The sequence below is a fragment of the Paeniglutamicibacter sp. NPDC091659 genome (genome assembly GCF_044756805.1).
Classification (GTDB): domain Bacteria; phylum Actinomycetota; class Actinomycetes; order Actinomycetales; family Micrococcaceae; genus Paeniglutamicibacter.
In genome coordinates, this window is sequence record NZ_JBIVTO010000007.1 from 170,259 (window position 1) to 197,155 (window position 26,897).

General features: G+C 67.7%; 22 protein-coding genes. 11 read left to right on the forward strand and 11 right to left on the reverse strand.

Annotated elements, in window-relative coordinates; genetic code table 11:
- Positions 1–72: 72 nt before the first annotated feature.
- Together ACIQLF_RS14280 and ACIQLF_RS14285 are read right to left on the reverse strand one after the other, a co-directional pair.
- Positions 73–711, reverse strand: coding sequence for a carbonic anhydrase (locus tag ACIQLF_RS14280; RefSeq protein WP_400299575.1), 639 nt, complete (start codon positions 709–711; stop codon positions 73–75).
- 126 nt (positions 712–837) lie between these two features.
- The gene (locus tag ACIQLF_RS14285; RefSeq protein WP_400299577.1) at positions 838–1,500 is read right to left on the reverse strand and encodes a DUF4245 domain-containing protein; all 663 of its coding nucleotides are present in this window, start codon (positions 1,498–1,500) and stop codon (positions 838–840) included.
- A 148-nt stretch (positions 1,501–1,648) separates the two neighbouring features.
- Here ACIQLF_RS14285 and glpX point away from each other — a divergent pair, with 148 nt between their 5' ends.
- Entirely contained in the window at positions 1,649–2,671 is a 1,023-nt protein-coding gene (glpX, locus tag ACIQLF_RS14290) for a class II fructose-bisphosphatase (RefSeq protein ID WP_400299580.1), read from the forward strand.
- Between the two features lie 100 nt (positions 2,672–2,771).
- Here the strand turns inward: glpX and manA are convergent, their stop codons facing one another.
- The 4 genes from manA to ACIQLF_RS14310 are packed head-to-tail and all read right to left on the reverse strand — an operon-like array spanning position 2,772 to position 7,389.
- Positions 2,772–4,007, reverse strand: a complete 1,236-nt coding sequence (gene manA, locus ACIQLF_RS14295) for a mannose-6-phosphate isomerase, class I (protein ID WP_400299582.1) — start codon at positions 4,005–4,007, stop codon at positions 2,772–2,774.
- A 23-nt stretch (positions 4,008–4,030) separates the two neighbouring features.
- Positions 4,031–5,665, reverse strand: coding sequence for an LCP family protein (locus ACIQLF_RS14300; protein WP_400299584.1), 1,635 nt, complete (start codon positions 5,663–5,665; stop codon positions 4,031–4,033).
- An 8-nt stretch (positions 5,666–5,673) separates the two neighbouring features.
- Positions 5,674–6,204: a 5-(carboxyamino)imidazole ribonucleotide mutase gene (gene purE, locus ACIQLF_RS14305; RefSeq protein ID WP_400299586.1), complete on the reverse strand. Its 531-nt coding sequence runs from the start codon at positions 6,202–6,204 to the stop codon at positions 5,674–5,676.
- Positions 6,205–7,389, reverse strand: a complete 1,185-nt coding sequence (locus ACIQLF_RS14310) for a 5-(carboxyamino)imidazole ribonucleotide synthase (RefSeq protein ID WP_400299839.1) — start codon at positions 7,387–7,389, stop codon at positions 6,205–6,207.
- A 198-nt stretch (positions 7,390–7,587) separates the two neighbouring features.
- On the opposite strand from ACIQLF_RS14310, the gene ACIQLF_RS14315 reads away from it, so the two are divergent.
- Positions 7,588–8,160 carry a GtrA family protein gene (locus ACIQLF_RS14315; RefSeq protein WP_400299589.1) on the forward strand — a complete coding sequence of 191 codons (573 nt, stop codon included), beginning with the start codon at positions 7,588–7,590 and terminating at the stop codon, positions 8,158–8,160.
- Between the two features lie 126 nt (positions 8,161–8,286).
- Here ACIQLF_RS14315 and ACIQLF_RS14320 read toward each other — a convergent pair whose 3' ends face one another.
- Positions 8,287–9,012: a TIGR03089 family protein gene (locus ACIQLF_RS14320; RefSeq protein ID WP_400299592.1), complete on the reverse strand. Its 726-nt coding sequence runs from the start codon at positions 9,010–9,012 to the stop codon at positions 8,287–8,289.
- A 287-nt stretch (positions 9,013–9,299) separates the two neighbouring features.
- Here ACIQLF_RS14320 and ACIQLF_RS14325 point away from each other — a divergent pair, with 287 nt between their 5' ends.
- Genes ACIQLF_RS14325 through ACIQLF_RS14335 form a run of 3 tightly spaced genes read left to right on the forward strand, consistent with a single transcriptional unit; the run spans position 9,300 to position 15,279 of the window.
- Entirely contained in the window at positions 9,300–9,830 is a 531-nt protein-coding gene (locus ACIQLF_RS14325; protein WP_400299595.1) for a WhiB family transcriptional regulator, read from the forward strand.
- Between the two features lie 29 nt (positions 9,831–9,859).
- Positions 9,860–13,258: a glycosyltransferase gene (locus ACIQLF_RS14330; RefSeq protein WP_400299597.1), complete on the forward strand. Its 3,399-nt coding sequence runs from the start codon at positions 9,860–9,862 to the stop codon at positions 13,256–13,258.
- Complete coding sequence (locus tag ACIQLF_RS14335; RefSeq protein ID WP_400299599.1) at positions 13,255–15,279, forward strand: DUF5719 family protein; 2,025 nt, start codon at positions 13,255–13,257, stop codon at positions 15,277–15,279. The genes ACIQLF_RS14330 and ACIQLF_RS14335 overlap by 4 nt, the downstream gene beginning before the upstream one ends.
- Positions 15,280–15,307: 28 nt before the next feature.
- Here ACIQLF_RS14335 and ACIQLF_RS14340 read toward each other — a convergent pair whose 3' ends face one another.
- Positions 15,308–15,832 (reverse strand): metallopeptidase family protein, encoded by a 525-nt coding sequence (locus ACIQLF_RS14340; RefSeq protein WP_400299602.1) that lies wholly within the window; start codon positions 15,830–15,832, stop codon positions 15,308–15,310.
- A 123-nt stretch (positions 15,833–15,955) separates the two neighbouring features.
- Here ACIQLF_RS14340 and ACIQLF_RS14345 point away from each other — a divergent pair, with 123 nt between their 5' ends.
- The 4 genes from ACIQLF_RS14345 (at position 15,956) to ACIQLF_RS14360 (ending at position 19,653) form a co-directional block, all read left to right on the forward strand.
- A complete protein-coding gene (locus ACIQLF_RS14345) occupies positions 15,956–16,354 on the forward strand; it encodes a DUF3499 domain-containing protein (protein WP_400299605.1) in 399 nt (132 codons plus the stop codon).
- A gap of 10 nt (positions 16,355–16,364) precedes the next feature.
- Positions 16,365–16,583 (forward strand): Trm112 family protein, encoded by a 219-nt coding sequence (locus ACIQLF_RS14350; protein WP_400299607.1) that lies wholly within the window; start codon positions 16,365–16,367, stop codon positions 16,581–16,583.
- An 8-nt stretch (positions 16,584–16,591) separates the two neighbouring features.
- The gene (ahcY, locus tag ACIQLF_RS14355; protein WP_400299610.1) at positions 16,592–18,058 is read left to right on the forward strand and encodes an adenosylhomocysteinase; all 1,467 of its coding nucleotides are present in this window, start codon (positions 16,592–16,594) and stop codon (positions 18,056–18,058) included.
- 206 nt (positions 18,059–18,264) lie between these two features.
- Positions 18,265–19,653 (forward strand): TIGR01906 family membrane protein, encoded by a 1,389-nt coding sequence (locus ACIQLF_RS14360; RefSeq protein WP_400299612.1) that lies wholly within the window; start codon positions 18,265–18,267, stop codon positions 19,651–19,653.
- A 138-nt stretch (positions 19,654–19,791) separates the two neighbouring features.
- Here ACIQLF_RS14360 and ACIQLF_RS14365 read toward each other — a convergent pair whose 3' ends face one another.
- Both ACIQLF_RS14365 and ACIQLF_RS14370 read right to left on the reverse strand, forming a co-directional pair.
- Entirely contained in the window at positions 19,792–21,642 is a 1,851-nt protein-coding gene (locus ACIQLF_RS14365) for an AMP-dependent synthetase/ligase (RefSeq protein WP_400299615.1), read from the reverse strand.
- A 54-nt stretch (positions 21,643–21,696) separates the two neighbouring features.
- Positions 21,697–23,301, reverse strand: coding sequence for a dolichyl-phosphate-mannose--protein mannosyltransferase (locus ACIQLF_RS14370; protein WP_400299617.1), 1,605 nt, complete (start codon positions 23,299–23,301; stop codon positions 21,697–21,699).
- 65 nt (positions 23,302–23,366) lie between these two features.
- Here ACIQLF_RS14370 and rsmI point away from each other — a divergent pair, with 65 nt between their 5' ends.
- Complete coding sequence (gene rsmI / locus ACIQLF_RS14375; RefSeq protein ID WP_400299620.1) at positions 23,367–24,215, forward strand: 16S rRNA (cytidine(1402)-2'-O)-methyltransferase; 849 nt, start codon at positions 23,367–23,369, stop codon at positions 24,213–24,215.
- Positions 24,216–24,392: 177 nt separating this feature from the next.
- Positions 24,393–25,874 carry an NAD-dependent succinate-semialdehyde dehydrogenase gene (locus ACIQLF_RS14380; protein ID WP_400299623.1) on the forward strand — a complete coding sequence of 494 codons (1,482 nt, stop codon included), beginning with the start codon at positions 24,393–24,395 and terminating at the stop codon, positions 25,872–25,874.
- A gap of 131 nt (positions 25,875–26,005) precedes the next feature.
- On the opposite strand, the gene rfbA is transcribed toward ACIQLF_RS14380, so the two are convergent.
- Entirely contained in the window at positions 26,006–26,890 is an 885-nt protein-coding gene (gene rfbA / locus ACIQLF_RS14385; protein WP_400299625.1) for a glucose-1-phosphate thymidylyltransferase RfbA, read from the reverse strand.
- Positions 26,891–26,897 lie beyond the last annotated feature (7 nt).

Genomic DNA, 26,897 nt, shown 5'->3' on the forward strand with positions numbered 1-26,897 from the left:
ACCGACTGCCGTGCGCAACGCAAAATGCGTGTGCGGGAAACAATCCCGCACACGCATCAAGTCGCCGTCCGTCTAGAGGACGCCGAAGCCCGAGACCATCTCGGCCTTGCCCTCGGCCAACCGGTAGGTCACGCCGATGACAGCCGTCTGGCCGTCTTCCACGGCATCGGAGATGATGCGGGACTGCTCAACCAGGCGGTGGGTCGTCTGCTGCACGTGCTCCACCACGGTGGTGTTCACGTCGTGGATGCCGTTTCGGCGGGCGGCGATGACCGAGGGGGTGATGTGCTCGACGAGGTCGCGGATGAAGCCGGGGGGCATCTTTCCGGTCTGGACGGAATCGATGGTTGCCGTCACCGCGCCGCAGGAGTCGTGGCCCAGGACCACGATCAGCGGGACGTTGAGCATGGCGACGGAGTACTCGAGGGAACCCAAGGCCGCGGCATCGATGACGTGGCCGGCGGTGCGCACCACGAACACGTCGCCCAGGCCCAGGTCGAAGATGATCTCGGCGGCAAGCCGGGAATCGGAGCAACCGAAGATCACTGCGAAGGGGTGCTGCTTGTCCACCAGGGAATGTCGGCGCATTGCATCCTGGTTCGGGTGGTCGGTGCTGCCTGCAACAAACCGGGAATTTCCCTCACGCAGTTTCCGCCAGGCCTGGGCGGGGGTGAGGTCGATCGGGTCGACGGATACGACGGGTTCATTCATGTTTTTCAGCTTAAGCCCACGAATGCCCCCGGTCCGCACATTGGTCAAAGCATGAAGCGCACGGACGTGTGGGAAAAGTCTCACCGGAAATCCCGGTGCGCGCCCCCGTGCCGGAGGGCGGCGGTGTCAGGAACCCGGGATCTGCTGCTGCGCCAGGCGGGCCAGCGCGTCGAGGGTTTCGATGCCGCTTTCGCTGGTGAGCACCACGGTCGAGTCGCCGAACTTGGAGATCAGGACCTGGTCCTTGTCCTTCTTGCGCAGTTCCCACGCATTTCCGTCGACCACGTGCTCGCCGGCCGGAGTCGCGTTGTCCGTGACGGTGGCCAGCCACGACGGGTTGGCGTCGGCGCTCTGGCGGACCCAGACGAACTTCTCGTCGTGCGTGACGACGCCGAGCTCCCAGTACTTGATGCCGTCGATGTTTCCGGTGATCCAACGTGCGAAGTTCACGTAGTCGCCCTCCGGCATCGCCGGTGCCCACGGGGTGAATGCGGCGTCGGCGGCGGCCTGCGAGGCAACGGCCGTGACGTCGACGGGCTGGCGGTAGGTGTCGGCCTTGTTGCCCGGGTTTATCAGGACCACCGGGATGGCCACTGCGACGGTGAGCACCACGGAAATGATCATGCCCTTGAGCGTCTGGTTGGCGCGCTTGGCCTGCGAGGCGGTCAAGACCGGCTTGAACGGCAACGGGGATTCGCCGGCCGCGGGGGTCTCCGGTGCCGCCGGCGGCTCGGTTGCTGCGGCGGGGGCGGATGCGGGCGCGGAAAGGTCTTCGGGGTGCTGGGTCACCACACCATTCTCGCGCATCCGCGCCGCAGAATCTAAACGCGGGATCGGACCGCCTGGCGCCCGTGCTTGGGAACGAGTTGACCGCTGACGATATGATGGAACTTGTTGGCCCCCGGCAAACGAACAGATCTCAACGACGAGGAAGACCGTGACTGAAGCCACGAATTTTGCCCACCTGTCCCCACGACTTTCGGTCGGCGACGCCGAACCGGACCGCAACCTTGCCCTTGAGCTCGTGCGCGCCACCGAAGCCGCGGCAATCGCCTCCAGCCCCTGGGTTGGTTTCGGCGACAAGAACGCCGCCGACGGCGCAGCCGTCGATGCCATGCGCTCGCTGCTTTCCACCGTGTCCTTCAACGGCGTCGTCGTTATCGGCGAAGGCGAAAAAGATGAAGCCCCGATGCTGTTCAATGGCGAGCACGTTGGCGACGGAACCGGCGCCGAGTGCGACGTCGCGGTCGACCCGATCGACGGCACCCGCCTGACCGCGCTGGGCATCGGCAACGCACTGTCCGTGCTGGCCGTTGCGGACCGCGGATCGATGTTCGACCCGTCGGCCGTCTTCTACATGGAAAAGCTCGTCACCGGCCCCGAGGCCGCCGATCTCGTTGACCTGCGCCTGCCGGTCAAGCAGAACCTGCACCTGATCGCCAAGGCCAAGGGCAAGAAGATCTCCCAGATCACCGTCTGCATCCTTGACCGCCCGCGCCACGCCGGACTGGTCGAAGAGATCCGTGCCGCCGGCGCTCGCACCAAGTTCATCATGGACGGCGACGTTGCCGGCGCGATTGCCGCGACCCGCGAGGACACCGGCGTCGACGTGCTGATGGGCATCGGCGGCACCCCGGAAGGCATCGTCACCGCCTGCGCCATCAAGTCGCTCGGCGGCATCATCCAGGGGCGCCTGTGGCCGATCGACGACGACGAGCGCCAGCGCGCCATCGACGCCGGCCACGACCTGGACCGCGTGTTGACCACCAACGACCTGGTCACCTCGGATAACTGCTACTTCGCAGCCACCGGCATCACAGACGGCGACCTGCTGCGCGGCGTCCGTTACAAGAACAACCGCATCTACACCCAGTCGATCGTGATGCGCTCCAAGTCGGGCACCATCCGCTTCGTCGAGGGCGAGCACCAGGCCGACAAGTGGGAAGCCTACACCCGCTAGGCCCAACGCCTGAGGCAAACGTTGGAGGGGCCGGTTCATTCATCATGAATGAACCGGCCCCTCACGTCGTTAACGCAGGATTTGCGGGCAACGCCGCAGGCTAGCGCGCTGCCTGGACCGTGACCGCGAAGGCGCGTGCGCCCGAGCCCACCGAGCGCCGGGCCACGGCCGGTGCCTCGGAGGCGCCGATGAACACGGATTCGCCGCGGTGCAGCACCAGGTCCCCGCGCGGGGTGTCCACGACAAGCCGTCCGTCGACGCACACCATCAGCACGGGGCCGTTGGCGGCGATCGGCACGTCGGCATCGGCCATGTCCGCGGCGTCCTCCGCGGCGGGCAGTTCGATGTGCTGCAGCTGGAACTCGTCGAATGGCGGCACGAAGACCTGCTGGCCGAAGGCCGTGGTCTCGGGGAGCAGCAGGGGCACTTCCTGCGGCTCGAACACGGTGATCCGCAGCAGCTCCGGCAGGTCGATGTGCTTGGCGGTCAAACCGCCGCGCAGCACGTTGTCGGAGTTCGCCATGACCTCCACGCCGAGCCCGCGCAGGTAGGCGTGGGCGTTGCCCGCGGCCAGGTAGATGGCCTGGCCCGGCGCCAGCCGGACGAGGTTGAGCATCAGCGACACCAGGATGCCCGGGTCGTTCGGGTAATGCGTGTGCAACGAGGGCAGTTCCGCCAGCGCGGGGTGGGAGCGCAGCGATTCCTCGGCCTGGACCGCTTGCAGGACGCTGGCCGTCAGCTCGGTGAGTTCCGGTGCTCCGCAGAGCAACCGCCCGAAGGTGCTGCGCAGCGCGTCAGCGCCGCCCAGCCGCACGATGACGTCGGCGCAGGCATCGGCGGCAATGCCGGAAAGATGCGGGAGCAGCAGGGAGAAAAGCCCGCCGATTTCAGCGGGTTCGCGGAAGCCGCTGAGCGCCGCGAAATCGGTGAGCGCGTAGATCATCTCGGGCTTGTGTGCGGCGTCGCGGTAGTTGCGGTGCGGGGCATCCAGCGGGATGCCGGCCTCGTTCTCCGCGGCGAACCCCTCGGCGGCCTGGGTCGCATCGGGGTGGACCTGGATCGACAGCGGCTTCTCCGCGGCCAGGAGCTTGAGCAGGAACGGCAGCGAACCGCCGTGGCCGGCCAACCCGGTGCCAAGCAGCGCCCCGGCATCGCGGGAAATGAGTTCGTCGAGTCCCGGGGTCTCGCCGGGGACGCCGGAGACGACCCTGGACGGGGCACTGGGGTGGGCACCGATCCACATCTCGGCTTCCGGTTCCGCACCGGGCTCATGGCCCAGCAGGTCGGCGATCAGAGTGCGGGAACCCCAGGGGTAGTTGCGAAGGGGATTTTCCAATCGATACAAGGTGGCACGTCTCTCTACGGAACGGAGCATTCATTGTTGTTGGCCGCGATTTTCGACAGGATGTCGGTGCGGCCGATCTGTTCCAGGGTGACCAGGTACTCTTCGGTGAGTGGGGACCCGTCGGGCTTGGTGGTGGGAACCGAGGCCTCGCCCTCGTTGACGTTGCCCGGTTCGCTGTTGCGTTCGCCGGAGCTGGACTTGCCGCCGGTCGGGCTCGGGGAAGAGCTCTTGGAGCTGCCTCCCGAGGTCGCCGGCTTGTCATCCGTCGCGGCCTTCTTTGGCTTGGAGGATTCACCCGTGGTGGCGATCAGCGAGGCGATGCGTGCGTGGATCTTGTCGAAGTCGGGGTACGTGGAGAACTTGTCGGAGGCCGAGCCGAAGTCCGGGGCACCGAGGGTGAGGTGCTTGAACGGGGTGGAGCGGGCCTTGTCCGCCAGATTCAGGAAGGAGCCCAGCTGCTGCTGCGGGATATCCGTCTCGACGAGGTCCTCCCCGGCATCCATGATCGAGGTGAAACGGGTGAGCATGGTCTGCGGGCTGAACTGGGAAATCATCGCCTGCTGCAGGCACTGCTGGCGGGCGATGCGGTGGTAGTCGGTGGTGAACTCGCGGGAGCGGGCGAACCAGAGGGCCTGCTTGCCCGTGAACGTCTGGACGCCGGGTTCAAACCAGTGGGTGTTCACCGAGGAGTTCGGCCACTTCTTGGCGTTGTAGGGGACCCAGCCGCCGGAGTCGACGGTGACCCCGCCCATCGCGTCGATGAACCCGGCGAACCCGGCCATGTTGATCATGACGTAGCCCTGGACCTTCAGGCCGGTGGTGCCCTCGATGGCCTCCATGGTGGCCTGGGCGCCTGGGTTCGCCACGCCGGGGTAGAGGTCCGCGTGGCTGTCGGTGGCGTTGCGGTAGATGGCGTTGAACAGGCATTCGTCGCCGCAGTTGTAGCCCTTCGGGTACACCTTGCGCATCGGCGAATCCTCGGAGAACTGCGCGTTCTGGAGGTTTCGCGGGATGGAAATCAGCAGGGTCTTGCCGGTCTTGGCATCGACGCTGAGCAGCGACATGCTGTCGGTGCGCACGCCCTCGCGGTTTCCCGCGGAGTCCGAGCCGAAGACCGCGATGTTGTACCGGCCGTCGACCGGCTTGAAGGCCGGCCCCGAGCTGAAGACGTTGGAGATGGTCGAGCGGCCCTTGTTGAGCACGAACGCGCCGTATCCCAGGGCGCCGCTGGTGGCCAGGATGGCGACCACTATGCCGCCGGTGACGATCAACCGGGCCCCGGGTGCCAGCAGCTTGGGCCGGATGATGGCCAGCGTGTTCAGGAACATCAGCAACCACCCGGCCGCCAAGGCGAACATGACGATGCTGGCCACCAGCTGCACCCAGGACTGCGCGAAGAAGCTCAGCAGCCAGTCCCGCTTGATGAGGGCCAGCAGGATCAGCACGGCGACCACGGCCCAGCAGGCCATGGTGACGCGCATGGCGATCCCGCCCAACTCACGCTTGCCCGACACCCATTGGGCGCTGCCGGGGAATACGAGGGTCAGCAGCAACAGCACCACGGCGCGCTTGGTGCGCACCGGTGCCGTGGCCGACTCCGGATCCGGCAGAAGATCGGTCGAGCGTGCGGAAGGGCGGGTCGATGTCATATGGGTCCTTATTCGCCGAACTCGGCGGCTGCGGCTGCGCGCAGGGCGGCACCCTTGTCGGAGGCCACCTGGCGCAGTCCCGCGGCGAACTCGATGAGCTGGGTGCGCAGCGAGGCGGCGAGCTCGTCGGTTCCGGTGGCCAGGATGCGTGCGGCCAGCAGGCCCGCGTTGCGTGCGCCGCCGATCGACACCGTGGCAACGGGTACGCCGGCCGGCATCTGAACGATCGACAGCAGCGAATCCATGCCGTCGAGCGTCTTCAGCGGCACGGGGACGCCGATGACCGGCAGCGGGGTGACCGAGGCAAGCATGCCCGGCAGGTGCGCGGCGCCGCCGGCTCCGGCGATGATGACGCGGATGCCGCGGGCGTGGGCTTCCTTGCCGTAGGCGATCATGTCCTCGGGCATGCGGTGCGCGGAGACGACGTCGGCCTCGAAGGGGATGTCGAATTCGGCCAGTGCCTCGGCGGCCAGGCGCATGACGGGCCAGTCCGAATCCGAGCCCATGACCAGTCCGACGAGCGGGGTTTCATTCGACATTTATGCTTGTCCTTCGGTGCTTGCGGCGGTCGTCGCCGGGACGCCGTCGCGGATCAATGAGGCGACGGTGTTGGCGCGGGCGCGCAGCGACTCGGCGCTTTCGCCAGGCTCGGAAACGACGTTGACGTGACCGATCTTGCGCCCGGGACGCACCGACTTGCCGTAGGCGTGGACCTTCACGCGCGGTTCGGCGGCCAGGGCAGCACGGAACGCGGAGTACAGGTCCTGGTTCTCGCCGCCGAGGTAGTTCTTCATGACGGTGATTTCGGCCAGCGCGTCGGTGGCGCCCAGCGGCAGGTCCAGGACCGCGCGCAGGTGCTGCTCGAACTGGCTGGTGATCGAACCGTTCATGGTCCAGTGCCCGGTGTTGTGCGGGCGCATCGCGAGCTCGTTGATGACAAAGCCGACGCCGACGCCGGGGGTCTCGAAGAGCTCGGCGGCCATGACGCCGGTGACGCCGAAGGCGTTGGCGATCTTCAGGGCAGCGGCCTCGGCCGTGTGGGCGACCTCGGGGGAGATGTCCTGGGCCGGGGCGATGACCTCGTCGCAGACGCCGTCGACCTGGATGGTGTGCACCACGTCCCAGGCCTTGGAGTCGCCGGACGGGGTGCGGGCCACCAGTGCGGAAAGTTCGCGGGTGAACGCCACTTTGTCCTCGGCCAGCAGGGCGCCGTTGCCGAACCAGTCGGCCGCGGCACGGGCTTCGTCGGCGTCGTCGATCATGCGCACGCCCTTGCCGTCGTAGCCGCCGCGCGGGGTCTTGAGCACGATGGGCCAGCCGATCTTCTCGCCGAAGGCGACAAGCTCCTCGACGGTTTCAACCGCTGCCCACGCCGGGTTGGGCAGGCCGAGCTTCTCGATCGCGGCTCGCATGACGAGCTTGTCCTGGGCGTGGATCAGCGCGGCGGGGCGCGGCTGGACGTTGACGCCCTCGGCAATCAGCGCCTGCAGGTGCTCATTCGGCACGTGTTCGTGGTCGAACGTGAGTACGTCGACACCGCGTGCGAATTCCCGCAGGGTTGCCAAATCTTTGTAGTCACCCACCGGTGCGTCGGCAACGGAGCGCGCAGCAGAGACATCCGGGCCTTCGGCCAAGATGCGTAGTTCGAATCCGAGGTTCAATGCCTCGGGGGCCATCATTCGTGCGAGTTGACCTCCGCCAACAACGCCAATTACTGGAAACATCACTTACATAGCCTACCCAACGCCGGTCGCGCAGCGCGGAGCCAAAGCGACATTGGACACCATTCTTGGGTAACTTTCAGTGAACCGCATTAGAATGTTTAGGTTGACCGGGTCTTGAAGTCGCGGTTCGACCGCACCTTTGCACCCCGGATCGAGAGTATTTCGGAGCGGTGCTTTCAAACCAATCCGTGGAGGATCATGCAGGCGAAGATCTGGGGCAGGCTCAACGGCCTTGTGTCGATGATGTGGCGTGAAGTCGCGAAATTTGGTGTTGTCGGCGGCGTCGCCTTCATTATCGACTCGGGCATCTATCTGTGGATGCTTGGGGGCCCGATGCACGACTCCGAGGTCAAGGCGAAGATCGTCGCTGGCGTGGTGGCCACCATGTTCTCGTGGGTTGCAAACCGTTTCTGGACGTTCCGCCATCGCCGACAGGCCAATGTGGTGCGCGAACTGGTGATGTTCCTCATCATGAATGCCATCGGCCTGGGAATCGCCGCGGCATGCGTGTGGGTCACCAAGTATTGGATCGGGTTGACCGACACCACCAGCCTGTTCATCGCGGGTTCGGTTGTGGGCCTGGTGCTTGGAACCATCTTCCGGTTCTTCGCCTACCGTTTCTGGGTCTTCGGAGCCGAGCTGGACGAGGAAGAGGCATTCGCGCACGATCGCGAATTGATCGGCATCGGTGCCGATTCCGGCAGCGCCGCGAAGCTGGCCGCCCCGGCAACGGAGCAGGCAGCGCCGGCCGAGAACGAAGCGGTCAAGTAGCAGTTCCCTGCCGCGGGCAACGCCCTGCCGCCGGGCAAAAAGGTTCCCGTCGTGTCCGCCCAATGGGTGGACACGACGGGAACCTTTTTTGCATCCCAGGGATAAAAGCGTGCCGGCAGGTAGCCGCTAGGCGCCCTGGTCCAGCCGGTTCACCACGCGTTCCCCGGAAAGCAGGCGGTCGGTGATCGCGACGCCCTCCTCGACAAGCACCACCGGGGTGCCGTTGGCCCACAGGCCGACGAGCGCCGGCAAAAGGCGCTCAAGCGGCCAAGCGGTGGTGGCAAGCGTGGTGCCCTCCGCGCCGGCGGGGATGAACAGCTCGCTGAAGCTTTGTCCGCCGTCACCCGATGCCAGCGCAACCGCACTGGTGTCGATGGGCGAGGCGAAATAGGAATCCGCGTAGGCGCGTACCTCTGCCGCGTAGTCGGTGGAGCCCACCGGAAGCTCGCCGTCGTAGGACATGGCCAGCGAGGGGAGCGGGACCACCAGCACCTCCACCGAACCGCCCACATTGAGCGTTTCGGGATAGGCCGTGACAAAAAGGTCCACGGTTCCGGGGTTCGTCCCCGGTGCCACGCAGCGCAATTCGGCGCCCAAATGCCAGCACGCCAAGGCCAGCGCGGCCGACTTCCAGTGCCCCGGCATGTCGGTGGCAACGGTGTCCCCGGGGGCTAAATCAAATTCTTCGCCCAAAAGGTTCGCGCTCTTGGCCACCCAGTTGTCAAAGACCCGGCCGCTCAGCTCGACGCGTTCACCGTTTTGCGAGTACCAGGTGAGCCACGGATGGGTGGAATGTCGGACCGGGGACAACAGGGCCTCGACGGGAGATAACGAATCGGTATCAAAAGCCATATGGAAGCTCCTTGTCATGCCGGAAATTCACGGGGAATTCACGGGGTTGCTGTATTGCTGGTGACTATCACGGAAGTCGCGGGCGTGGCGTGACTCCAAATCTACGATAACTTTCGCTAAAATCGTCGCCCCCACTTGACGCATCCGGAGTTACACCAGTGTAATTAGATAGTGAACCGTCCGGGAGAGCGAAATTGTCTCGCGGCGGCTTTTTATTGAGGAGCCGTCGCTGTTTTCCTAGGGTCTAGTTTTGAATCGAATTCGTTACAGCGGAAGGTTAATGAATCATGGGGAACGTGGATCGCGGCTTCGAAGAAGCGGCAGTACGGGGCGTCGCGCCGACCCAGTTCGGGTCGCGAAACGTGCCATCGGACTGGTTTGTCGATCCGGCCGGGGCCATCTTGGCTGATGGCGACAGTGATTCCCAGGTTCTGAGCAGCGAGGAACAGGTCGCTGCATTCTTGTTGGCCCATGACGCGGTCAACGAACTTGCGGGAGCACCAACCCCGTCGTGGGCGCCAAGCCTCGACGCCGAGTTGGACGGTGGGAATCCTTCAAAGGCCATCTGGATAGGCTTGGGGGCCGAATCCGAAGATGGCGAACTGGGCTGGCAGTCCCAGGCGCTTTGCGCACAAACCGACCCGGAAGCGTTCTTCCCCGAAAAGGGCGGATCGACACGGGACGCGAAGCGCGTATGCGGCTCATGCAGCGTACGCTCCGAGTGCCTTGAATACGCATTGACCAATGATGAACGATTCGGTATTTGGGGCGGATTGTCAGAGCGTGAACGTCGACGTTTACGGAAACGAGCAGTCTAATTCTCCCTACGATCCACGTTACCGCCGTTGTGGCATCCCGCAACGGCTCAGCTTTTCTCCCACGAACCCTCACCGCATTGCGGGATCAAACACGCCTGATCGACAGGTTCGTGGGAGTCGACGCTTCATCCGGCGACGATTCCGAGGCCTTGCTGCGCAAGCACCTGCCCTCGGATGCGAGCATCCTCTCCGTCGCGCCGCACAGCTTTGGCCGGTCCGTGAAAACGGCCGTCGACTCGCTGGGCCAGCCGAAGGCCGGACGCACCGAATGGCTGTGGCTGATCCACGACGATTCGGTGCCCGAACTCGATGCGCTGGAGAAGCTGCTCACCGTTGTCGAGGCCACCGAATCGGTGACCATCGCCGGCTGCAAGCAACTTGACCTTGATTCCCCGCGCCGCCTGCTGGACGTGGGACTGGGCGTGAACGAACACGCCGAACGTGTCACCCTCATCGAAATCGACGAGGTCGACCAGGGGCAGTACGACGGGCGCACCGACTCCTTCGCCGTGACAAGCGCCGGCATGCTGATCCGCCGCGACGTCTTCGAGGAGCTCGGAGGATTCGACCCGGCATTGCCCGGCCTGGGCGACGACATGGACCTATGCTGGCGCAACCGCCTGATGGGACACCGTGTGGTGGTGGTGCCGCAGGCCCGCATCTACCACAAGGCCGAGGTCGTCAGGGCGCTGGCCGGACCGCACGAGACCCGCCGCGCCGAGGTCTTCATGCGCCTGAAGCACGCCGCCGCCTGGAAGCTTCCCTTCCTCATCGTTGGCGCCGTGTTCGGCGGGCTGTACAGGTTCCTGGATTCCATCCTGGCCAAGGACCCCGCCTACGCATTCGGGCAGCTCGGCGCGACGCTGCGCGCGGTCGGCTCGCCCGTGAAGCTTTCCCGCTCGCGGGCCGCGGCCGCCGAGACCCGCCGAGTGCCGAGAAACTCGATCGCGCGACTGCTCACGGACCAGTCCAAGGTGCGCGAACACCGCAAGCACATGCTCGAGAGCATCGACCACGCGCAGGTCTTCGGCGACGGAACCGGCGCACTGACCTCGCAGGCCCCGAGCGGCGACTCCCGCAACGACTTCGCCGCGGTCGCGGCCCCGGCCCGCACCTCCGCAATCGTCAGTGCGATCCTGGCCGTCCTGGGCACCCTGGCCGTTTCCCTCGTCGGGCTGCGGTCCTTGATCGGCGCCCCCGCCGTCGCCGGCGGGGCGCTGCTCCCGCTCTCGACCACGGCCGGCGAGATTTTCACCAACGCCACCGCCTGGTGGCAGAACCTCGGCGCCGGGATCCCCGGAGGCGCCGACCCGTTCGACTTCCTGTTGTGGCTGGGCGCACTGCTCGGCGGCGGCAACGCGAACGCCACGGCCGTCGTGCTGACCCTGCTGGCCATGCCCCTTGCGGGGCTCAGTGCCTGGCTCGGGCTGGGGGCGGTGACCCGTTCACGCTCCGCCCGCATGGTCGGCGGACTGCTCTGGGGCCTGTCCCCGGTGCTGCAGGTGTCGCTTGCCTCCGGCCGCGCCGGTGCGGTGCTGGTGCACGTTGCCGCTCCGCTGCTGCTGCTGGCGCTCCTGCGCACGGTCGGTGCCGCCGCGGACACCAAGCCGCGTGCCCCGTGGGCCCAGGCCCAGAACATTTCCCGCCCGGGATTCGGCGGCGTCCCGTCGTGGACGGCTGCGGCCTCGGCCTCGCTGTTGCTGGCCGCCGTTGCGGCGGCCTCCCCGTCGCTCGGCCTGGCCGTGGTGGTGCTCATCGTCCTGTGCGCCATCCCGTTGGGTGCGCGGGCCAAGACCCTGTGGTGGGTTCCGCTTCCGGCACTCGTTTTCCAGGCCCCGCTGGTCATCGCCGCGCTGGGTAACCCGCGGGCCGCCTTGGCCGACCCGGGCCTGCCGCTGGCCTTCGCCCCGGCGCCGCTGTGGGCCCAGGCCCTCGGCTTCCCCGTCGACTTCGACCCGTGGGCGGTCCCGGCCGGCTTCGGTTTCCTGCCCTCCGGACCGTGGTCGCTGGTCCTGGCACTGGCCATTGGTGCCCCGTTGATCGTCTTTGCCGTGCTGTCGCTGTTCCAGGGCGGCCGGAAATCGGCACTGCCCCGCGCGCTCTGGCTGCTCGGCGTGCTGCTGCTTGCCGGCAGCTACGGCGCGGGCCTGATCCCGACCGCGGTTTCCGGCAACTCGCTGGTGAGCCCGTCCAACGCCCCGTTCGTCTCCGGATTCCTCCTGGCGATGCTCTTCGCCGCCGCGCTGGGCCTCGCCTCGCTGCGTCGGGAACAGGAAGACACCGCTCCCGACGTCCTGCTGGACCGCGACGGATCGACCAAGGACCCGGCACGCAGGGCCCCGGCCGGCGCACTCGCCGTGGCTTCCTCGTTGATGGCGCTGGCCATCGTTGCTGGCGGCGCCAACTGGTTGTTGTCGCAGGACGCCCGGCGAGATGCTGCCCAGACCTCGTGGGGGACCACCAGCGCGCTGCGCTCCGTGGCTCCGCGCACCTTGCCGGCCACGGCTGCCGACAGGGGCCTTGGTCGCTACGAGGACCGCACGCTGGTGCTGGCCCAGGGCACGGACGGGGCCGTTTCCGCGGCCCTGATGAACGGCTCGGGAACCACCGCCGACGCACTGTCCCAGGTCGCAACCGCGGAACGGCTCCGCGGCAACCTGCTGGACCCGCAGGTGCGCGGGGACGACGCGGCCGAGAAACTCATCGAGTCGACAGTGGCCATGCTGGTCTCCGACTCGGCCCTTGACCCGCGCACGGCGCTGGCCTCGCTGGGCACCGGATTCGTGGTGCTGCAAGAAAACGACGACACTGCCTCGGCACTGGTCGCGCAGCTGGATTCCGTGCAGGGGTTGGTGCCCGTGGGCAAGACCGATGCCGGCTGGCTGTGGCGGGTCGAACAGCAGAAGGAGGTCGCCGGTGCCGACAACGCCACCGACTTCACCTCGCGGGTCCGGGTGACCACCAACGGCCAAACCACGGCGCTGCTGCCGTCGCACCGGGCCGAAGTCTCCAACGCCACCGTGGCGCCGGGGGAGGGGAGCCGGATGGTCGTGCTTTCCGAACGCGCCGATGCGGGCTGGTGGGCGACCCTTGACGGGGTCCCGCTGAAACGGACCACGGTCGGGCCCGACAGCGCCTCGCTGGCCGGCGCCGCCGGCACGCAGTCGCTGGCCTGGGCCCAGGGCTTTGAACTGGGCGCGAAGGGCGGCACCCTGAACGTGGGCTACCGCAGCCCCTTCGCGGTGCCCGTGGCCATCGCCCAATGGACGGTGCTGCTGCTGGCAGTGCTGCTGGCCATTCCGATTCCGCGCAGCCGCCGGTTCGCCACACGCCGGCTGGACGAGTACCGCACCCGCGGAAACGCCGAAAGCATCAACGAGCTCGATAGCGGACTCCGCGAAACGCGAGCCAAGGAGAACAAGTCATGAGCGAATCCCGTCGCGAACGACGTGAGGCCGAACGCGGCTCCAAGCGCCGCCGCATCTCACTGGGCAGGCCCGAAGCCGCGGAGCAGGAATCCGCACGCCCGAAGCCCGCGGAACAGGCGGCGGCCGCGCAGGCTTCGGAGGACAGGGCTTCCGAAGCCAGCGTTCCCGCTCCTGCCGTCACGGCGGCGGAAGAACCGGCGGTCGTTGCGCCGGCCGCGGGCGATGCTGCGGATCAGGCACCCTCCAGCAAAGAAGAATCCGGCAAGCCCGAATCCGGGAAAGGCGAACCCGCCAAGCCCGAATCCGGGAAAGGCGAACACGCCAAGGAATCTGCCTCTGCGAACAAGGCGGCGCCGAAGGCTGCAGCACGCGCGTCGACACCGGATTCGCGGGCAGCAGCGCGCGAGGCAAAGCCCGCCGGAGGCCGCCCGAAGAAGGAACACACCCCCGGACGCAAGGCCCTGGGCGTCGTCGGATCGGTTGCGGTGCTCTGCCTGGGCGCGGCGGCCATCGCCGCCGGCTCCCTGTTTCCGCCCGAGCTTCCCGCCCAGGGCGCAACCACGGAACTGACCACGTTGCCTGCCGGCGACTCGCTGGCGACCTGCCCCGCCTCGGTGCGCCTGCTCAAGGGCGCCGGAAACGGAACGGATCCCGAGTTCGCCCCGGCATCGAAAGACGCCAAGTCGCTGGTCCGCGCCGCGGCGCTCTCCGACTCCGCGGGCCGCATCCCGGGGGCGCAGCTGCTGGAAGCCAACGGATCGGCCGGGCAGCAACTGGCTCCTCGGCTCGCCGAGGCCGAGGCCGCCACGCTCACCGGCGCTGCCAAGGACGGAACCTCGCAGCGCAAGGGCGTGGTGAGTGGCGGCGTTTCCCACGACGCACCGCTGAGCCTGCGCGCGCAGCCGCTGGGCGGGGTCCAGTCCCTGTCCGCGGCCGCCCGCTACTACACCGCCAAGGACGGGGACCTGGCCGGGCTGGCCGCTGCCCCGTGCACGGTGCCCGGCTCCGAAGCGTGGATCACCGGGGCCGCAACGACCGGCGGAACCACCTCGATCCTGCACCTGGTGAATTCCTCGACGTCGGTCAGCCAGGTACGCATCGACCTGCGTGGTGCCGGGGGAATGATCCCCGCACCGAACCTGGAATCGGTGGCGATCGCACCGGGCGAATCGAAGTCGCTGGTCCTTGCCGCCTACGCGCCGAACGAGAAGTCGCTCTCGCTGAAGGTCGTGGCTTCCGGCGGCCGGGTGAACGCCAGCATCCAGCAAAGCACGCTGCGCGGGCTGGTCCCGGGCGGCGTCGACTACTTGGTGGCCGGCACCCCTGCGGCAAACAGCCAAGTCATCCCCGGCGTGGTCCTGCTGGACCCGAAGCGTGCCGGCGAACTGGCCGGATCGGCCGCCACCGCCGATGCGGTTCCCGAGCTCCACGTGGCGGCAACCTCCGCGGAGGGTGCCACCGTCAAGATCCGGATCATGGGCGCCGCGGGCGAGGTTGCGGTCCCCGGCGGCGGGGAGCTGGTCGTCGCCTCCAACGCGACGGCCCGGCTGCCGCTGACCGGCCTCCCCGCCGGTGCCTACACCGTCGTGGTCCAGGGCGATTCGGCGGTGAGCGCGGCGGTGAAGCTGGTGCGCGGAACCAAGTCCGCGGAACCCATGGACCAGGCCTGGGCGCCCGGTGCGGCACGGATCGGCAGCGAACACCTGGTGGTCATGCCGGAATCCGGCAACGCGAAGCTGGTGCTCAACGCGCCGGCGGAAAGCTCCACGGTCACTCTCCGCCCGCTGGGCAGGAACGGGGCACTGGGCGCGGAGCGGAAGATCGAGCTCTCGGGCTCAAAGACCGTGGTGCTTGCCGTCCGCGACCTGGGGGCCGACGTCGCAGCCGTCATGCTCTCGGCCAACGGAGCCCCGAGCTACGCCGCAACTGTCGTAGAGGAGGGCGCAGCCGGCATAGCCGTGCTTCCGCTGGGCGAAGCCCCCGTGGGACGCGAGGGCGTCCAGGTGCAGCTGCGCCACTGACGGGTTTGAGACAACGGGTTTCGGGGGCCTAGTCCCCGAACCCGTTGCCCCAGCCGCGGTAGCCCGGGTCGATCTCCTGCGGGTCCATGGCCCACAGCTCGGCCAGTTGCTCGACGACCGCCATGTGCACGAACTCGGCCAGCTCGGCGGGGACCGGGCAGGCCTGCTCGATGGGGCGCCGGTACACGGTGATGCGTTCGGGCCGTCCCGGGCGCCCCGGGCGGCTGGTGGCCCACGGCACGCGCGAGCCGGTGGCCTGGGCCTTGTCCAGGACCTTGGCGTTGGGCACCAGCATCAGGCGGAAGTCGATGCCCGTCACCCGATCGCCCCAGCGGTCGGCCAGGCGTTCGGCGGATTCGACCAGCAGGTCCTCGAAGTGTTCCTCGCGGGTCCGCGAACCGGGCAGCCGCGCATCGAGCATCGGCCCGCGCCGGCCGCGCCCGTGGCGGTTGCGCTTGCGCGCGCCGAAGCCGCGCACCGCACCTTCCTCGGCGCCCTGCCCGGGTTCCTCTGGATCGAGGGGATCGAGGTCGATCGACAGGTATTTGTCCATGTCCCAAGACTAGGCCAGCCCGCACGCCCCGGCACCGCATCGGCACGGCATCGGCACGGCTTTGCGCGGGCCTGCGGCGGTGCGTCGAGGCAAACGCCGCGGAACGGGGTAGTCTGTCTAACCGTGGGATCTTCCAGACTTTGTTCACGTTCGGCGTGCCGTCAATCGGCCATTGCGACTTTGACGTATGTGTATGCCGACTCAACCGCAGTGTTGGGCCCGCTGGCCACCTACGCGGAGCCGCATTGCTACGACCTGTGCGCCACCCATGCCGGACGCCTGACCGTGCCGCTGGGGTGGGAAGTGCTGCGCCTGGCCCTGCCCAGCGAGGCGCCGCTGAACAGCGACGATCTGTATGCGTTGGCGCGTGCCGTGCGGGAGCAGGAAGCCCAGACCCCCATGGAACCTGCCGGCGAGGTCCCCGCCCCGCGCACCTCGCCCCCGGCGATCGAACCGGGCTCCGGCGCACATCTGACCCGCAGGCACCTGCGCGTACTGCGCGAGGGGAACATGGAGCCCTAAACTGGGTTGCATGTCGAATCTTTCCACTGAACTTTCCTCCCTGCTCCGCTGCCCCCTGACGGGCTCGCGGCTTGAACAGTCCGGCGCCGCGCTGGTTTCCACCGGAACCGGCGAGAACGGCGAACGCTACAGCTACCCGATCGTCGAGGGCATCCCGATGCTGCTGGCCCAGGCGGCCACGACGGTCCCCGCCGGCACCGGGGCAGGCCCCGCACCCGCGGGGGAGTGACACCGGCGATGGGCATCGATTTCAGGGTCGCAGACCTTTCGCTGCACTCGGCCGGACGCCACCAGATCCGCCTGGCCGAGCACGAAATGCCGGGACTCATGGCCCTGCGCACCGAATACGCCGATTCCCGGCCGCTGGCAGGGGCCCGCATTGCCGGGTCCCTGCACATGACGGTGCAGACAGCGGTGCTCATCGAAACACTGGTGGCCCTCGGCGCGCAGGTGCGCTGGGCCTCCTGCAACATCTTCTCCACCCAGGACGAGGCCGCCGCCGCCGTGGTGGTCGGCAGCGGAACCCCCGAAAACCCCGCCGGGGTCCCGGTGTTCGCCTGGAGGGGCGAGTCCCTCGAGGACTACTGGTGGACCGCCGAACAGATCCTCACCTGGCCCGGGGCCGCGGATGATCCCGGGCTGGGCCCGAACATGATCCTGGACGACGGCGGGGACGCCACCATGCTGATGCACCTGGGCGCGCAGTACGAGGCCGCCGGCACGGTGCCGGGCCCCGAAGCCGCGGAAAACCTCGAGCACGGCATCCTGCTGGCGACCCTGCGGGCCGCCCTGGCCAGGGACCCGGGCAAGTTCACCCGCATCGCCGAACGCATCCTGGGCGTCAGCGAGGAAACCACCACCGGGGTCCTGCGGCTGAACCGGATGGCCGCCGCCGGCGCGCTGCGCTTCCCGGCGATCAACGTCAACGACTCGGTCACCAAGTCCAAGTTCGACAACAAGTACGGCATCCGCCACTCGCTGCCCGACGGGATCATGCGCGCCACCGACGTGCTGATCGGCGGCAAGGTCGTGGTCATCTGCGGCTACGGCGACGTGGGCAAGGGCGCCGCGGAGGCCATGCGCGGGCAGGGTGCCCGCGTCGTCGTCACCGAGATCGACCCGATCTGCGCGCTGCAGGCCGCGATGGACGGCTACCAGGTGGCGAGGCTTGAAACGGTGCTCGCCCGGGGCGACATCTTCGTGACCACCACCGGCGGGCGGGACATCATCACCGCCGCCCACCTGCAGGGCATGAAGAACAAGGCGATCGTGGGCAACGTGGGCCACTTCGACGACGAGATCGACATGGCCGGCCTTGCCGAAGTGCCGGGCGTGCGGAAGGTCGAGATCAAGCCGCAGGTCCACGAGTGGGTCTTCGACTCCGGCACCGAGGCCGAGCGCTCCATCATCGTGCTTTCCGAGGGGCGCCTGCTGAACCTGGGCAACGCCACGGGCCACCCCTCCTTTGTGATGTCCAGCTCGTTCACCAACCAAGTCATCGCCCAGATCGAGCTGTTCACCAAGGCCGGGACGGGCGCCTACGGCATCGGTGTCCACGTGCTGCCGAGGATCCTCGACGAGAAGGTCGCCCGGCTGCACCTGGACGCCCTGGGCGTTGAACTGACGGTGCTGGACCCGGCCCAGGCCGCGTACCTGGGGCTCGATGCCGCCGGGCCGTACAAGCCGGAGACGTACAGGTACTGAGCAGCTTTCCCCGTCCCGGACCTGCCGGCGGGGACGCGAAAACCAGTGCCGTCCGGCCGACACGCTGGGTCGCGAACGCCGCAGTGAACCGAGGGTTGGGCACTTGTCTCGATAGGCTTGCACAGTGGTGTGTTCCGGGCCCGGCAAGTATGCCTGCGCCCCTCGCACAGGCACGTCGCCAATTGTCATAAGTTGTGAGGGAGAACATGGCTGAGCAGGACGAACCCCAGGCTGGTAAGCCGGAGCCCCGGTTGGCACAAACGGCCGATTCGAGCGCCGGCTCCGCGGTCCTGGCCGCCGAACCCGCCACGGTCCCGGCCAAGGCCAAGGCCAAGGCCAAGGCCGAAGCAATGCCGCTGAGCGCCGCGGCCGCGGCAGCCGCGGCGAAGATCGAGGCGACAATCGCCGCTTCCCGTGCCGCAGCCGCAGCCAAGGGATCCGCCGCACCCGTGTTGAGCGTTCCCGAGGTCGAGCCCGTGGACGAGCCGGTCGAGCACCAGCTTCCCGCAACCGTCCCGGCTGCGCCGAACCCGGCCATCAGCGCCGCGGCCGCAGCGGCGTCCAACCTGGCGGCCACCGCCGCCCCCGCAACCAAGGGTGCCCCCGCCGACGACCGGCCGGAGATCGACGACTTCATCGCCCGGATCCCCGTCGAACCGCTGCCGGCACCGACCGCCGCGACACCTGCCGACCCGGCAGCAAAGGCCCCGGAAACCCGGGCATTGCCGACCCCCGAATCGGCCGACCCCGCCGCGGCAAACGCGGCCATGACGGCCGCAGCCGTTGCCGAGGCCCGCAACCGGGTCTTCGGAGCGTACACGCCGATTCCGGAGCCGACCCGCGCCGCCCGCGAGCGCCGTGCCGCGCGCGAGGCCGCACTCGGTGCCAAGCCGCCGCTGGCCCGCACCCTGCAGGTGCTGCTGGCCGCCGCCTACCCGCTGGTGCTGCTCATCCTGGCGATCCGCCTGATCGCCAGCCCCGTCTTCCTCTGGATCGCCTACCAGCGCCCCGGATTCCCGGCCGACGGCTTCGGCTTCAGCACCTCGGACAGGTTGCTCTACGGTTCCTACGGCGTCGACTACCTGAACAACTTCGCGGACTCCCGCTACCTGGGCGAATTGCGCGACCCGCTGGGCAACCCGCTGTTCCTGAACACCGAGGTCCAGCACATGCTGGACGTCAAGAACGTCATCTCCACCACCTACCTGGCGGGCCTGCTGCTCGCGGCGCTCGTGGTGGTGGCGCTCGTTTATCTGGGCAAGCGCTACGCCGGCGGCATCCGCCGCGGGCTCTTTGCCGGCGCCGTCGCCACGCTCGCGCTGTTCGCCGTGCTGGGCACGCTGGCGGTGCTCGGCTGGGAATCCTTCTTCACCGGCTTCCACAAGATCTTCTTCGCCAACGGCACCTGGACGTTCAACTACTCGGACACGCTGATCCGCCTCTACCCGCCGCAGTTCTGGGTCGATGCGGCGATCGCCATCGCGGTCCTGGTGGCACTCACCTCGGTCATCACGCTCATTGCCACTTGGCCGACGGCCAAGCGCCGCGAGGCCTCGCGGCTGCGCCAGGATGCGCGGGTCTTCGGGCTGAAGTAACAACGACGCAGCAATCCGGCCAAGCAAAACGGCCAAACAGCGAGGGGCCTTGCCGGGCCCGGGATTCACAACCCCGGACCCGGCAAGGCCCCTTTTTGCGCCTGCGGTTGTGCGCCTGCGACGGACTTGGCGCCGGGGCTAGCGCTGGTAAAGCTTGTCGATTTCCGCGGCGAACGAATCGATCACGCTGCGGCGCTTGAGCTTCATCGACGGGGTCAGGTGCCCCGATTCCTCGGTGAAATCGCTCTCCAGCACCACGAACTTCCTGATGGTTTCCGCCTGCGACACCGTGGTGTTCGCGGCATCCACCGCGTGCTGCACCGCGGCCAGCACCAGCGGGTGCGACGCGGCCAGTGCCATGGACAGCGGGGGCAGTCCGTTGGCCCTGCACCACGGACCCAGCTCGTCCGCGTCCAGGGTGACGAGTGCTGCGACGAACGGGCGGTTCTCGCCCACGACGACCACCTGGGAGACCAGCCGGGCGGAGCGGACGTATTCCTCCAGCGGGCCCGGTGCGACGTTCTTGCCGCCGGCGGTGACGATGATGTCCTTCTTGCGCCCCGTGATGCTCAGGAAGCCGGACTCGTCCAGGGTGCCGGTGTCGCCGGTCTTGAAGAACCCGTCGGCGTCGAAGGCGCCGGCCGAGGCCTCGGGGTTGTTGTGGTATCCGGCGAAGACGCCGATGCCCTTGACCAGCACCTCGCCGTCCGGGGCGATGCGGATCGTGGTTCCCGGGATCGGGATGCCCACAGTGCCGACCCGAACGTCGTCGGCCATGTTCACGGTGGCAGGGGCCGTGGTCTCGGTCAGCCCGTAGCCCTCCAGCAGGCCCAGCCCGGCGCCGCGGAAGAAGTGCGCCAGGTCCGCGTTCAGTTCGCTGGCCCCGGATATCGTGTAGCGGGCGTGCCCGCCGAGCACCGCGCGCAGCTTGGGGTAGAGCACCTTGTTGAACAGTGCGTGCTTGGCCAGCAGGACGGGGGAGCGGAAGACTCGTTCTCCGCGCCCGCGAGCGTCCGCGGCCTTCGAGTATTCGATGGCAACGGCCTCGGCCTGGGCAAAGAGCGCGCCCTTGCCGGCGCCCTCCGCCGTCGCGAACGCGGTGGCGCGGATCTTCTCGAAGATGCGCGGGACGGCCAGCAGGAAGCCGGGCTTCACGGCCTTCATGTCCTCGACCAGCGTCGCCGCGGACGGGGTGTGGGCGATCGTGGACCCCGCGTGCAGGCACACCTGCTGCACGGCGCGGGCGAAGACGTGGGCCAGCGGCAGGAACATCAGGGTGCGTTCCCCGTCACCCAGGACCTTGGCCATGTGCGGGGCAAGGTTCACGGCGACCTCGGAGAAGTTCGCGTGGGTCATCACGCAGCCCTTGGGGCGGCCCGTGGTGCCCGAGGTGTAGACCAGCGTCGCGGTGTCCCCGAGTCCGGCGATTTTGCGCACGGCTTCCACGTCGGCCTCGGAGACCACCGAGGCGGCGCCCTGCTCCAGCAGCTTCCGCAGCCCGTCGGCGGGGATGGGGGCATCGGCTGCGTCGTCGGATCCGGTCTCGAAGGGCCAGATCGTGACGGGTTCGCCCAGCGAGGCCAACGCGGCCCGGACCACGCCCGCGCGCTGGGAATCCTCGGCGAACACGTGTCTGGCGCCCGAGTCGCGCAGGATCCATTCGACCTGGAAGGGCGAGCTGGTCTCGTAGATCGGCACGGAGATGGCGCCGGCAAACCAGATGGCCTGCTCGGCCATGGCCCATTCGTAGCGGGTGCGGGACATGATGGCCACCCGGTCCCCGGGCCTCACGCCGTCGGAGATGAGCAGCTTGGCCAGAGAGCGCACGTCGGCGACGAAGTCCGCCGTCGACACGTCGTGCCATGCGGTGCCGCGCTTGACGCTGAACAGCGGTGCCCCGCCGCCGGATTCGAGCCTGTCCACCAGCATCTGGGTGGTGTTGAACCCCGGGGGAAGGTCAATGAGTTTTTCGGTGCTTGCTTCGCGCATGAGTGTTCCTGCTTGTCGGGGTGTTCAAAGTATCGGGGGAGCGGGTCGGCGGGCCTAGGACCAGCTCGGCATCCAGATGTGGATGCGCCAGTCGTCGTAGGTGACCATCTGCCCGGACCAGATCGGCCAGAAGAAGGCGGACACCGCGACAATCAGGGCCACGAACATCCCCAGCAGGAGCAGGCGGCGCCGGTGCCACGGGGAATGCGAGTCCGGGGGCAGGAACCTGCCCAGCACGTAGGTCAGTGCCAGCACCATGAACGGCGCAAAGGGCAGCGTGTAGAAGAAGAACATGGTGCGTTCGGGGTAGGCGAACCACGGCAGGAACCCTGCGGCGATCGCCCCGAGGATCGCCCCGGCACGCCAGTCGCGGGCACCGACCCAGTAGAAGAGCAGCAACAGCAGGCTCAGCGTCGCGGCCCACCACATGATCGGGTTGGGCAGGTCGGTGATGCCCTGGACGCAATTGGCATCCAGGCAGCCGTACTGGCCGTTGCTGCGGGACTCGTAGAAGAAGAGCACGGGACGGCCGGCGAAAAGCCAGCTCCAGGGGGAGGACTCCCAGCCGTGCGGCGAGCTCAGCCCCTGGTGGAAGGCGTAGGCGGCACGGTGGTACTCGGCCAGCGAGCGCAGCGACGCCGGGACCCAGCCCCAGGTGTCGGACGGATTCTCCGCGGCCCACTGCCTGTAGCGGCCGCCCGACGTGGCCAACCAGCCGGTCCAGGTAGCCAGGTACACGGCGCAGGCCGTGGGGATGATGGTGAGGAACGCGGGGATCCCGTCGCGCAGCACCCCGCCGAGGATCCAGTGCCTGATGCCCGCGCGGCGGCGTGCCGACAGGTCCCACAGCACAGTCATCAGGCCGAAGACCGCGATGAAGGAGAGCGCCGACCATTTCACGCCGGCCGCGCAGCCGAGCATTATGCCGGCCAGCAGCCGCCAGGGCCTCCACAGGATCCAGGGGCCGTAGGCCAGCAGCCGGGGATCGGGCAGTCTACCGTCGACGGTGGCCAGGGCCCGGGCGAGTTTCTCGCGGCCGTGGAAGCGGTCGTTGAGCAGCGCCCAGAACCCGGCGAGGATGAAGAACATCAGGAAGATGTCCAGCAGCCCGGTGCGGGACATGACGATCTGGTGCCCGTCGATGGCGGCCAGCCCGCCGGCCAGCCCGCCCAGGAGCACCGAGGAAAACAGTTTCTGGGCGACCAACGCGACCAGCAGCACCGACAACGTGCCGAAGAGCGCGGCGCTGAAGCGCCAGCCCAGGCCGTTGTCCGTGCCGAAGAGCCACATGCCGCCCGCGATCAGCCACTTGCCCAGCGGCGGGTGCACCACGAAGGAAGCGGTGTCCTTCGGCGCGGGGTGCCCGTTGATGAACGCGTCGTTGGGATTCTCTCCCCATTCGAGCTCGTAGCCCGCGTGCATCATGGTGTACGCGTCCTTGACGTAATAGGTTTCGTCAAAGATCAGCAGGTGCGGGTGGTCGAGGTTGGTGAAACGGAGCATGCCCGCAAGCACGGTCACGGCCAGCGGAACAATCCAGCCCCACAGCCCGGGGGCGAAGGCCCGCCCGATGAGCCGTTCACGCAGCGCTTGGACGCCAAAGGCCTGATCCGGGTCGATGGCCCAGCGGCGCGTGGTCTGCGGGGATGCTGTGTTCACCGTCCTTACTCTACCGGCGGGCCCCCGCGTGCGCGGGGAGGGCGGGCGGCGAGTAGGCTTGGCGTGTGGAAACTCAAGAAAAGCCGGGCCAGATTGTCCTCGCGGCAACCCCCATTGGCAACCTGTCCGACGCCTCCCCGCGGCTGATCGAATTGATGAAGACGGCGGATGTCGTGGCGGCCGAGGACACTCGGCGATTCATTCACCTGGCCCAGGGTCTGGGCGTGCGGGTCCCTGGACGCCTGATCAGCTACCACGAACACAACGAGACGCACCGCCTGGCCGAACTGCTTGAACTTGTTGCCGGCGGCGCCACCATCCTGGTGGTCTCGGACGCGGGAATGCCGTCCGTCTCGGACCCGGGATTCAAGCTGGTGGAGGCCGCAGTCGCGGCGGGAGTCACCGTCACGGCCGTTCCCGGCCCCTCGGCCGTGCTGACGGCGCTGGCGCTTTCGGGCCTGCCCACCGACCGCTTCACCTTCGAGGGCTTCCTGCCGCGCAAGGCGGGGGAGCGCGCCAAGCGCCTCGAGGACCTGGCCACCGAGCAGCGCACCATGGTCTTCTTCGAGGCACCGCACCGACTGGATGCGATGATCCGCGCGCTGCGCGATGCGTTCGGCGCCGACCGCCCCGGTGCGATCGCCCGCGAACTGACCAAGATGTACGAGGAAGTCATCCGCGGAAACCTCGGCGAGCTGCTGCTCTGGGCCGAGGGCGAGGTCCGCGGCGAAATCGCCGTGGTTATCGGCGGCGCCCCGGCCGGGGAACCCGCCCGCGCGGTCGACCACGTGGCGCAGGTGCAACAGCTCGTCACGGAGGGCCTGCGGCTGAAGGAAGCGGTGGCGGCGGTCGCCGAAAAGGAACGGGTCTCAAAGCGCGAGTTGTACACCGCGGTGCTCGAAGCACGCGCCTAGCCCGGGGCCCGGTCCGGCGCTCCGTGCGGCGCCGGCATCCGGTCCTTTGGGATACCTGCACAACGCCCGGGGTGCGTCATAGTGCAGATAGAAATTTACAGCCACACTCCGCACCACTAGCGTGGGCAGGGATATGTTCCACCGCCCGATACCTTTCGTTCAAGGGAGAACGCCCCGATGACCATTACCCCAGAGCGTGAAGCCGCGCTGATCGCCTCCGTTCCCACCGGCCTGCTGATCAACGGCGAATGGCGCGATGCCTCCGACGGCGGCACCTTCGACGTGTTCGACCCGGCCACCGGAGAAAAGCTTGCCACCCTGGCCAGCGCCACCAGCGAAGACGCCATGGCCGCACTCGACGCCGCCGACGCAGTCCAAGCCTCCTGGGCCCTGACCGCACCGCGCGAACGCGCCGAGATCCTGCGCCGCGCCTTTGACCTGATCACCGCGCGTGCCGATGACTTCGCGCTGCTGATGAGCCTGGAAATGGGCAAGCCCGTGGCCGAAGCCCGCGGCGAGGTCACCTACGGTGCCGAGTTCCTGCGCTGGTTCTCCGAGGAGACGGTACGCGACTACGGCCGCTACCTCACCACCCCCGAGGGCAAGAACAAGATGATCGTGCAGACCAAGCCGGTCGGCCCGTGCCTCTTGATCACCCCGTGGAACTTCCCGCTGGCCATGGCCACCCGCAAGGTCGCCCCGGCGATCGCCGCAGGTTGCACCATGGTGCTCAAGCCCGCCAAGCTCACCCCGCTGACCTCCCAGCTCTTCGCCCAGGTCATGATGGAAGCCGGCCTGCCGGCAGGTGTGCTGAACGTCGTTTCCTCGGCCAGCGCCTCGAAGATCTCCGGCCCGTTGATGGCCGATTCCCGTCTGCGCAAGGTTTCCTTCACCGGTTCCACCGCAGTTGGCAAGATGCTCATGAAGGACGCCACCGAAAACGTGCTGCGCACCTCCATGGAACTGGGCGGCAACGCACCGTTCCTGGTCTTCGAGGACGCAGACATCGACGCAGCAGTCGAAGGTGCCATGGCAGCCAAGATGCGCAACATGGGCGAAGCCTGCACCGCAGCCAACCGCTTCCTGGTCCACGAGTCCGTGGCCGAGGAATTCACCGCCAAGTTCGCGGCCGCCATGGGCGCGCTGAAGACCGGCCGCGGCACCGAGCCGACCACCAACGTCGGCCCGCTGATCGACGGCAACGCACGCGACGACGTGCACGCACTGGTCGTCAAGGCCATCGAGGCAGGCGCCATCGCTATCACCGGCGGCGCGCCGGTCGACGGCCCGGGCTACTTCTACCAGCCGACCGTGCTGACCAACGTCGCCAACGACGCCGAGATCCTCCGCCAGGAAATCTTCGGCCCGGTTGCCCCGATCACCACCTTCCGCGACGAGGCACACGCCATCGAGCTGGCCAACGCCAGCGAATACGGTTTGGCTTCCTACGTCTTCACCAAGGACCACAACCGCCTGTTCCGCGTGGCAGAGAAGATCGAATTCGGTCTGGTTGGCTTCAACGCCGGCGTCATCTCCAACGCGGCCGCCCCGTTCGGTGGCGTGAAGCAGTCCGGCCTGGGCCGCGAAGGCGGAGCCGAGGGCCTGGCCGAGTACACCACCACCCAGTACATCGGCATCGCCGACCCGTACGCAGTCTAAGCAGTACCGCCTGCGGCCTTGGTGCCGCTTGCGTCTTGAGCGGTGTTCCGCCTTCCTTCCGGCAATCGGGAGGAAGGCGGAACACCGCTTTTGTCTGTGCAGGGTCCGGCCGGCGACGGAGCGCGGTTCCGCTAGTGGTACGGGTCCTCGAAATCGTTCGAGAGCAGCATCCGAAGGTATGCGCCGTAGCCGCTCTTGCCCAGTTTGCGGGCGCATGCCTCCAGCGACGCATCGTCGATGTATCCGCTGCGCCACGCGACCTCCTCCGGCACCCCGATCTTCAGTCCCTGGCGGGCCTCGATGGTGCGGATGAAATTCGACGCATCATTGAGCGAGTCAAAGGTCCCGGTGTCCAACCACGCGGTGCCGCGGGCCAGCACGTTGACCCGCAGCGACCCTTCGTCCAGGTACTGGCGGTTGATGTCGGTGATCTCCAGCTCGCCACGCGGCGAGGGTGAGAGGTGTCGGGCCCGCTCGATCACCGTGTTGTCGTAGAAGTACAGCCCGGGCACCGCATAGTTGCTCTTCGGCTTTTCCGGTTTTTCCTCGAGCGAGATTGCCTTGCCCGCACGGTCGAACTCCACCACCCCGTAGGCGCCGGGATCCTTGACCCAGTACCCAAAGATGGAAGCACCCGAGTCTTCATGGAAATCGGCAAGTTGGGTGCCGAACCCCGGGCCGTAGAAAATATTGTCGCCGAGCACCAACGCGACGGGCCCGTCCCCGATGTGCTGCTCCCCGATGATGAACGCCTGGGCCAGGCCGTCCGGGGATTCCTGGACGGCGTATTCCAGCCGGATCCCGAATTGCGAACCGTCACCCAGCAACTCGCGGAATTGATGCGCATCCGCCGGGGTCGTGATCACCAGGATGTCCCTGATGCCGGCGAGCATCAACGTGCTCAACGGGTAGTAGATCATCGGCTTGTCGTAGACAGGTACCAGCTGTTTCGAGATGCCGTTGGTGATCGGATGAAGTCTCGATCCAGTGCCCCCAGCAAGAATTATCCCCCTCATGAGCACA

Bases quoted from the DNA above. Each gene is read 5' to 3' on its own strand.
- ACIQLF_RS14280 (WP_400299575.1), bottom strand. From the start codon at position 711: ATGAATGAACCCGTCGTATCCGTCGACCCGATCGACCTCACCCCCGCC.
- ACIQLF_RS14300 (WP_400299584.1), bottom strand. From the start codon at position 5,665: ATGACATCGACCCGCCCTTCCGCACGCTCGACCGATCTTCTGCCGGAT.
- purE (WP_400299586.1), bottom strand. From the start codon at position 6,204: ATGTCGAATGAAACCCCGCTCGTCGGACTGGTCATGGGCTCGGATTCG.
- ACIQLF_RS14310 (WP_400299839.1), bottom strand. From the start codon at position 7,389: ATGTTTCCAGTAATTGGCGTTGTTGGCGGAGGTCAACTCGCACGAATG.
- ACIQLF_RS14315 (WP_400299589.1), top strand. From the start codon at position 7,588: ATGCAGGCGAAGATCTGGGGCAGGCTCAACGGCCTTGTGTCGATGATG.
- ACIQLF_RS14320 (WP_400299592.1), bottom strand. From the start codon at position 9,012: ATGGCTTTTGATACCGATTCGTTATCTCCCGTCGAGGCCCTGTTGTCC.
- ACIQLF_RS14325 (WP_400299595.1), top strand. From the start codon at position 9,300: ATGGGGAACGTGGATCGCGGCTTCGAAGAAGCGGCAGTACGGGGCGTC.
- ACIQLF_RS14335 (WP_400299599.1), top strand. From the start codon at position 13,255: ATGAGCGAATCCCGTCGCGAACGACGTGAGGCCGAACGCGGCTCCAAG.
- ACIQLF_RS14340 (WP_400299602.1), bottom strand. From the start codon at position 15,832: ATGGACAAATACCTGTCGATCGACCTCGATCCCCTCGATCCAGAGGAA.
- ACIQLF_RS14350 (WP_400299607.1), top strand. From the start codon at position 16,365: ATGTCGAATCTTTCCACTGAACTTTCCTCCCTGCTCCGCTGCCCCCTG.
- ahcY (WP_400299610.1), top strand. From the start codon at position 16,592: ATGGGCATCGATTTCAGGGTCGCAGACCTTTCGCTGCACTCGGCCGGA.
- ACIQLF_RS14360 (WP_400299612.1), top strand. From the start codon at position 18,265: ATGGCTGAGCAGGACGAACCCCAGGCTGGTAAGCCGGAGCCCCGGTTG.
- ACIQLF_RS14365 (WP_400299615.1), bottom strand. From the start codon at position 21,642: ATGCGCGAAGCAAGCACCGAAAAACTCATTGACCTTCCCCCGGGGTTC.
- ACIQLF_RS14380 (WP_400299623.1), top strand. From the start codon at position 24,393: ATGACCATTACCCCAGAGCGTGAAGCCGCGCTGATCGCCTCCGTTCCC.
- rfbA (WP_400299625.1), bottom strand. From the start codon at position 26,890: ATGAGGGGGATAATTCTTGCTGGGGGCACTGGATCGAGACTTCATCCG.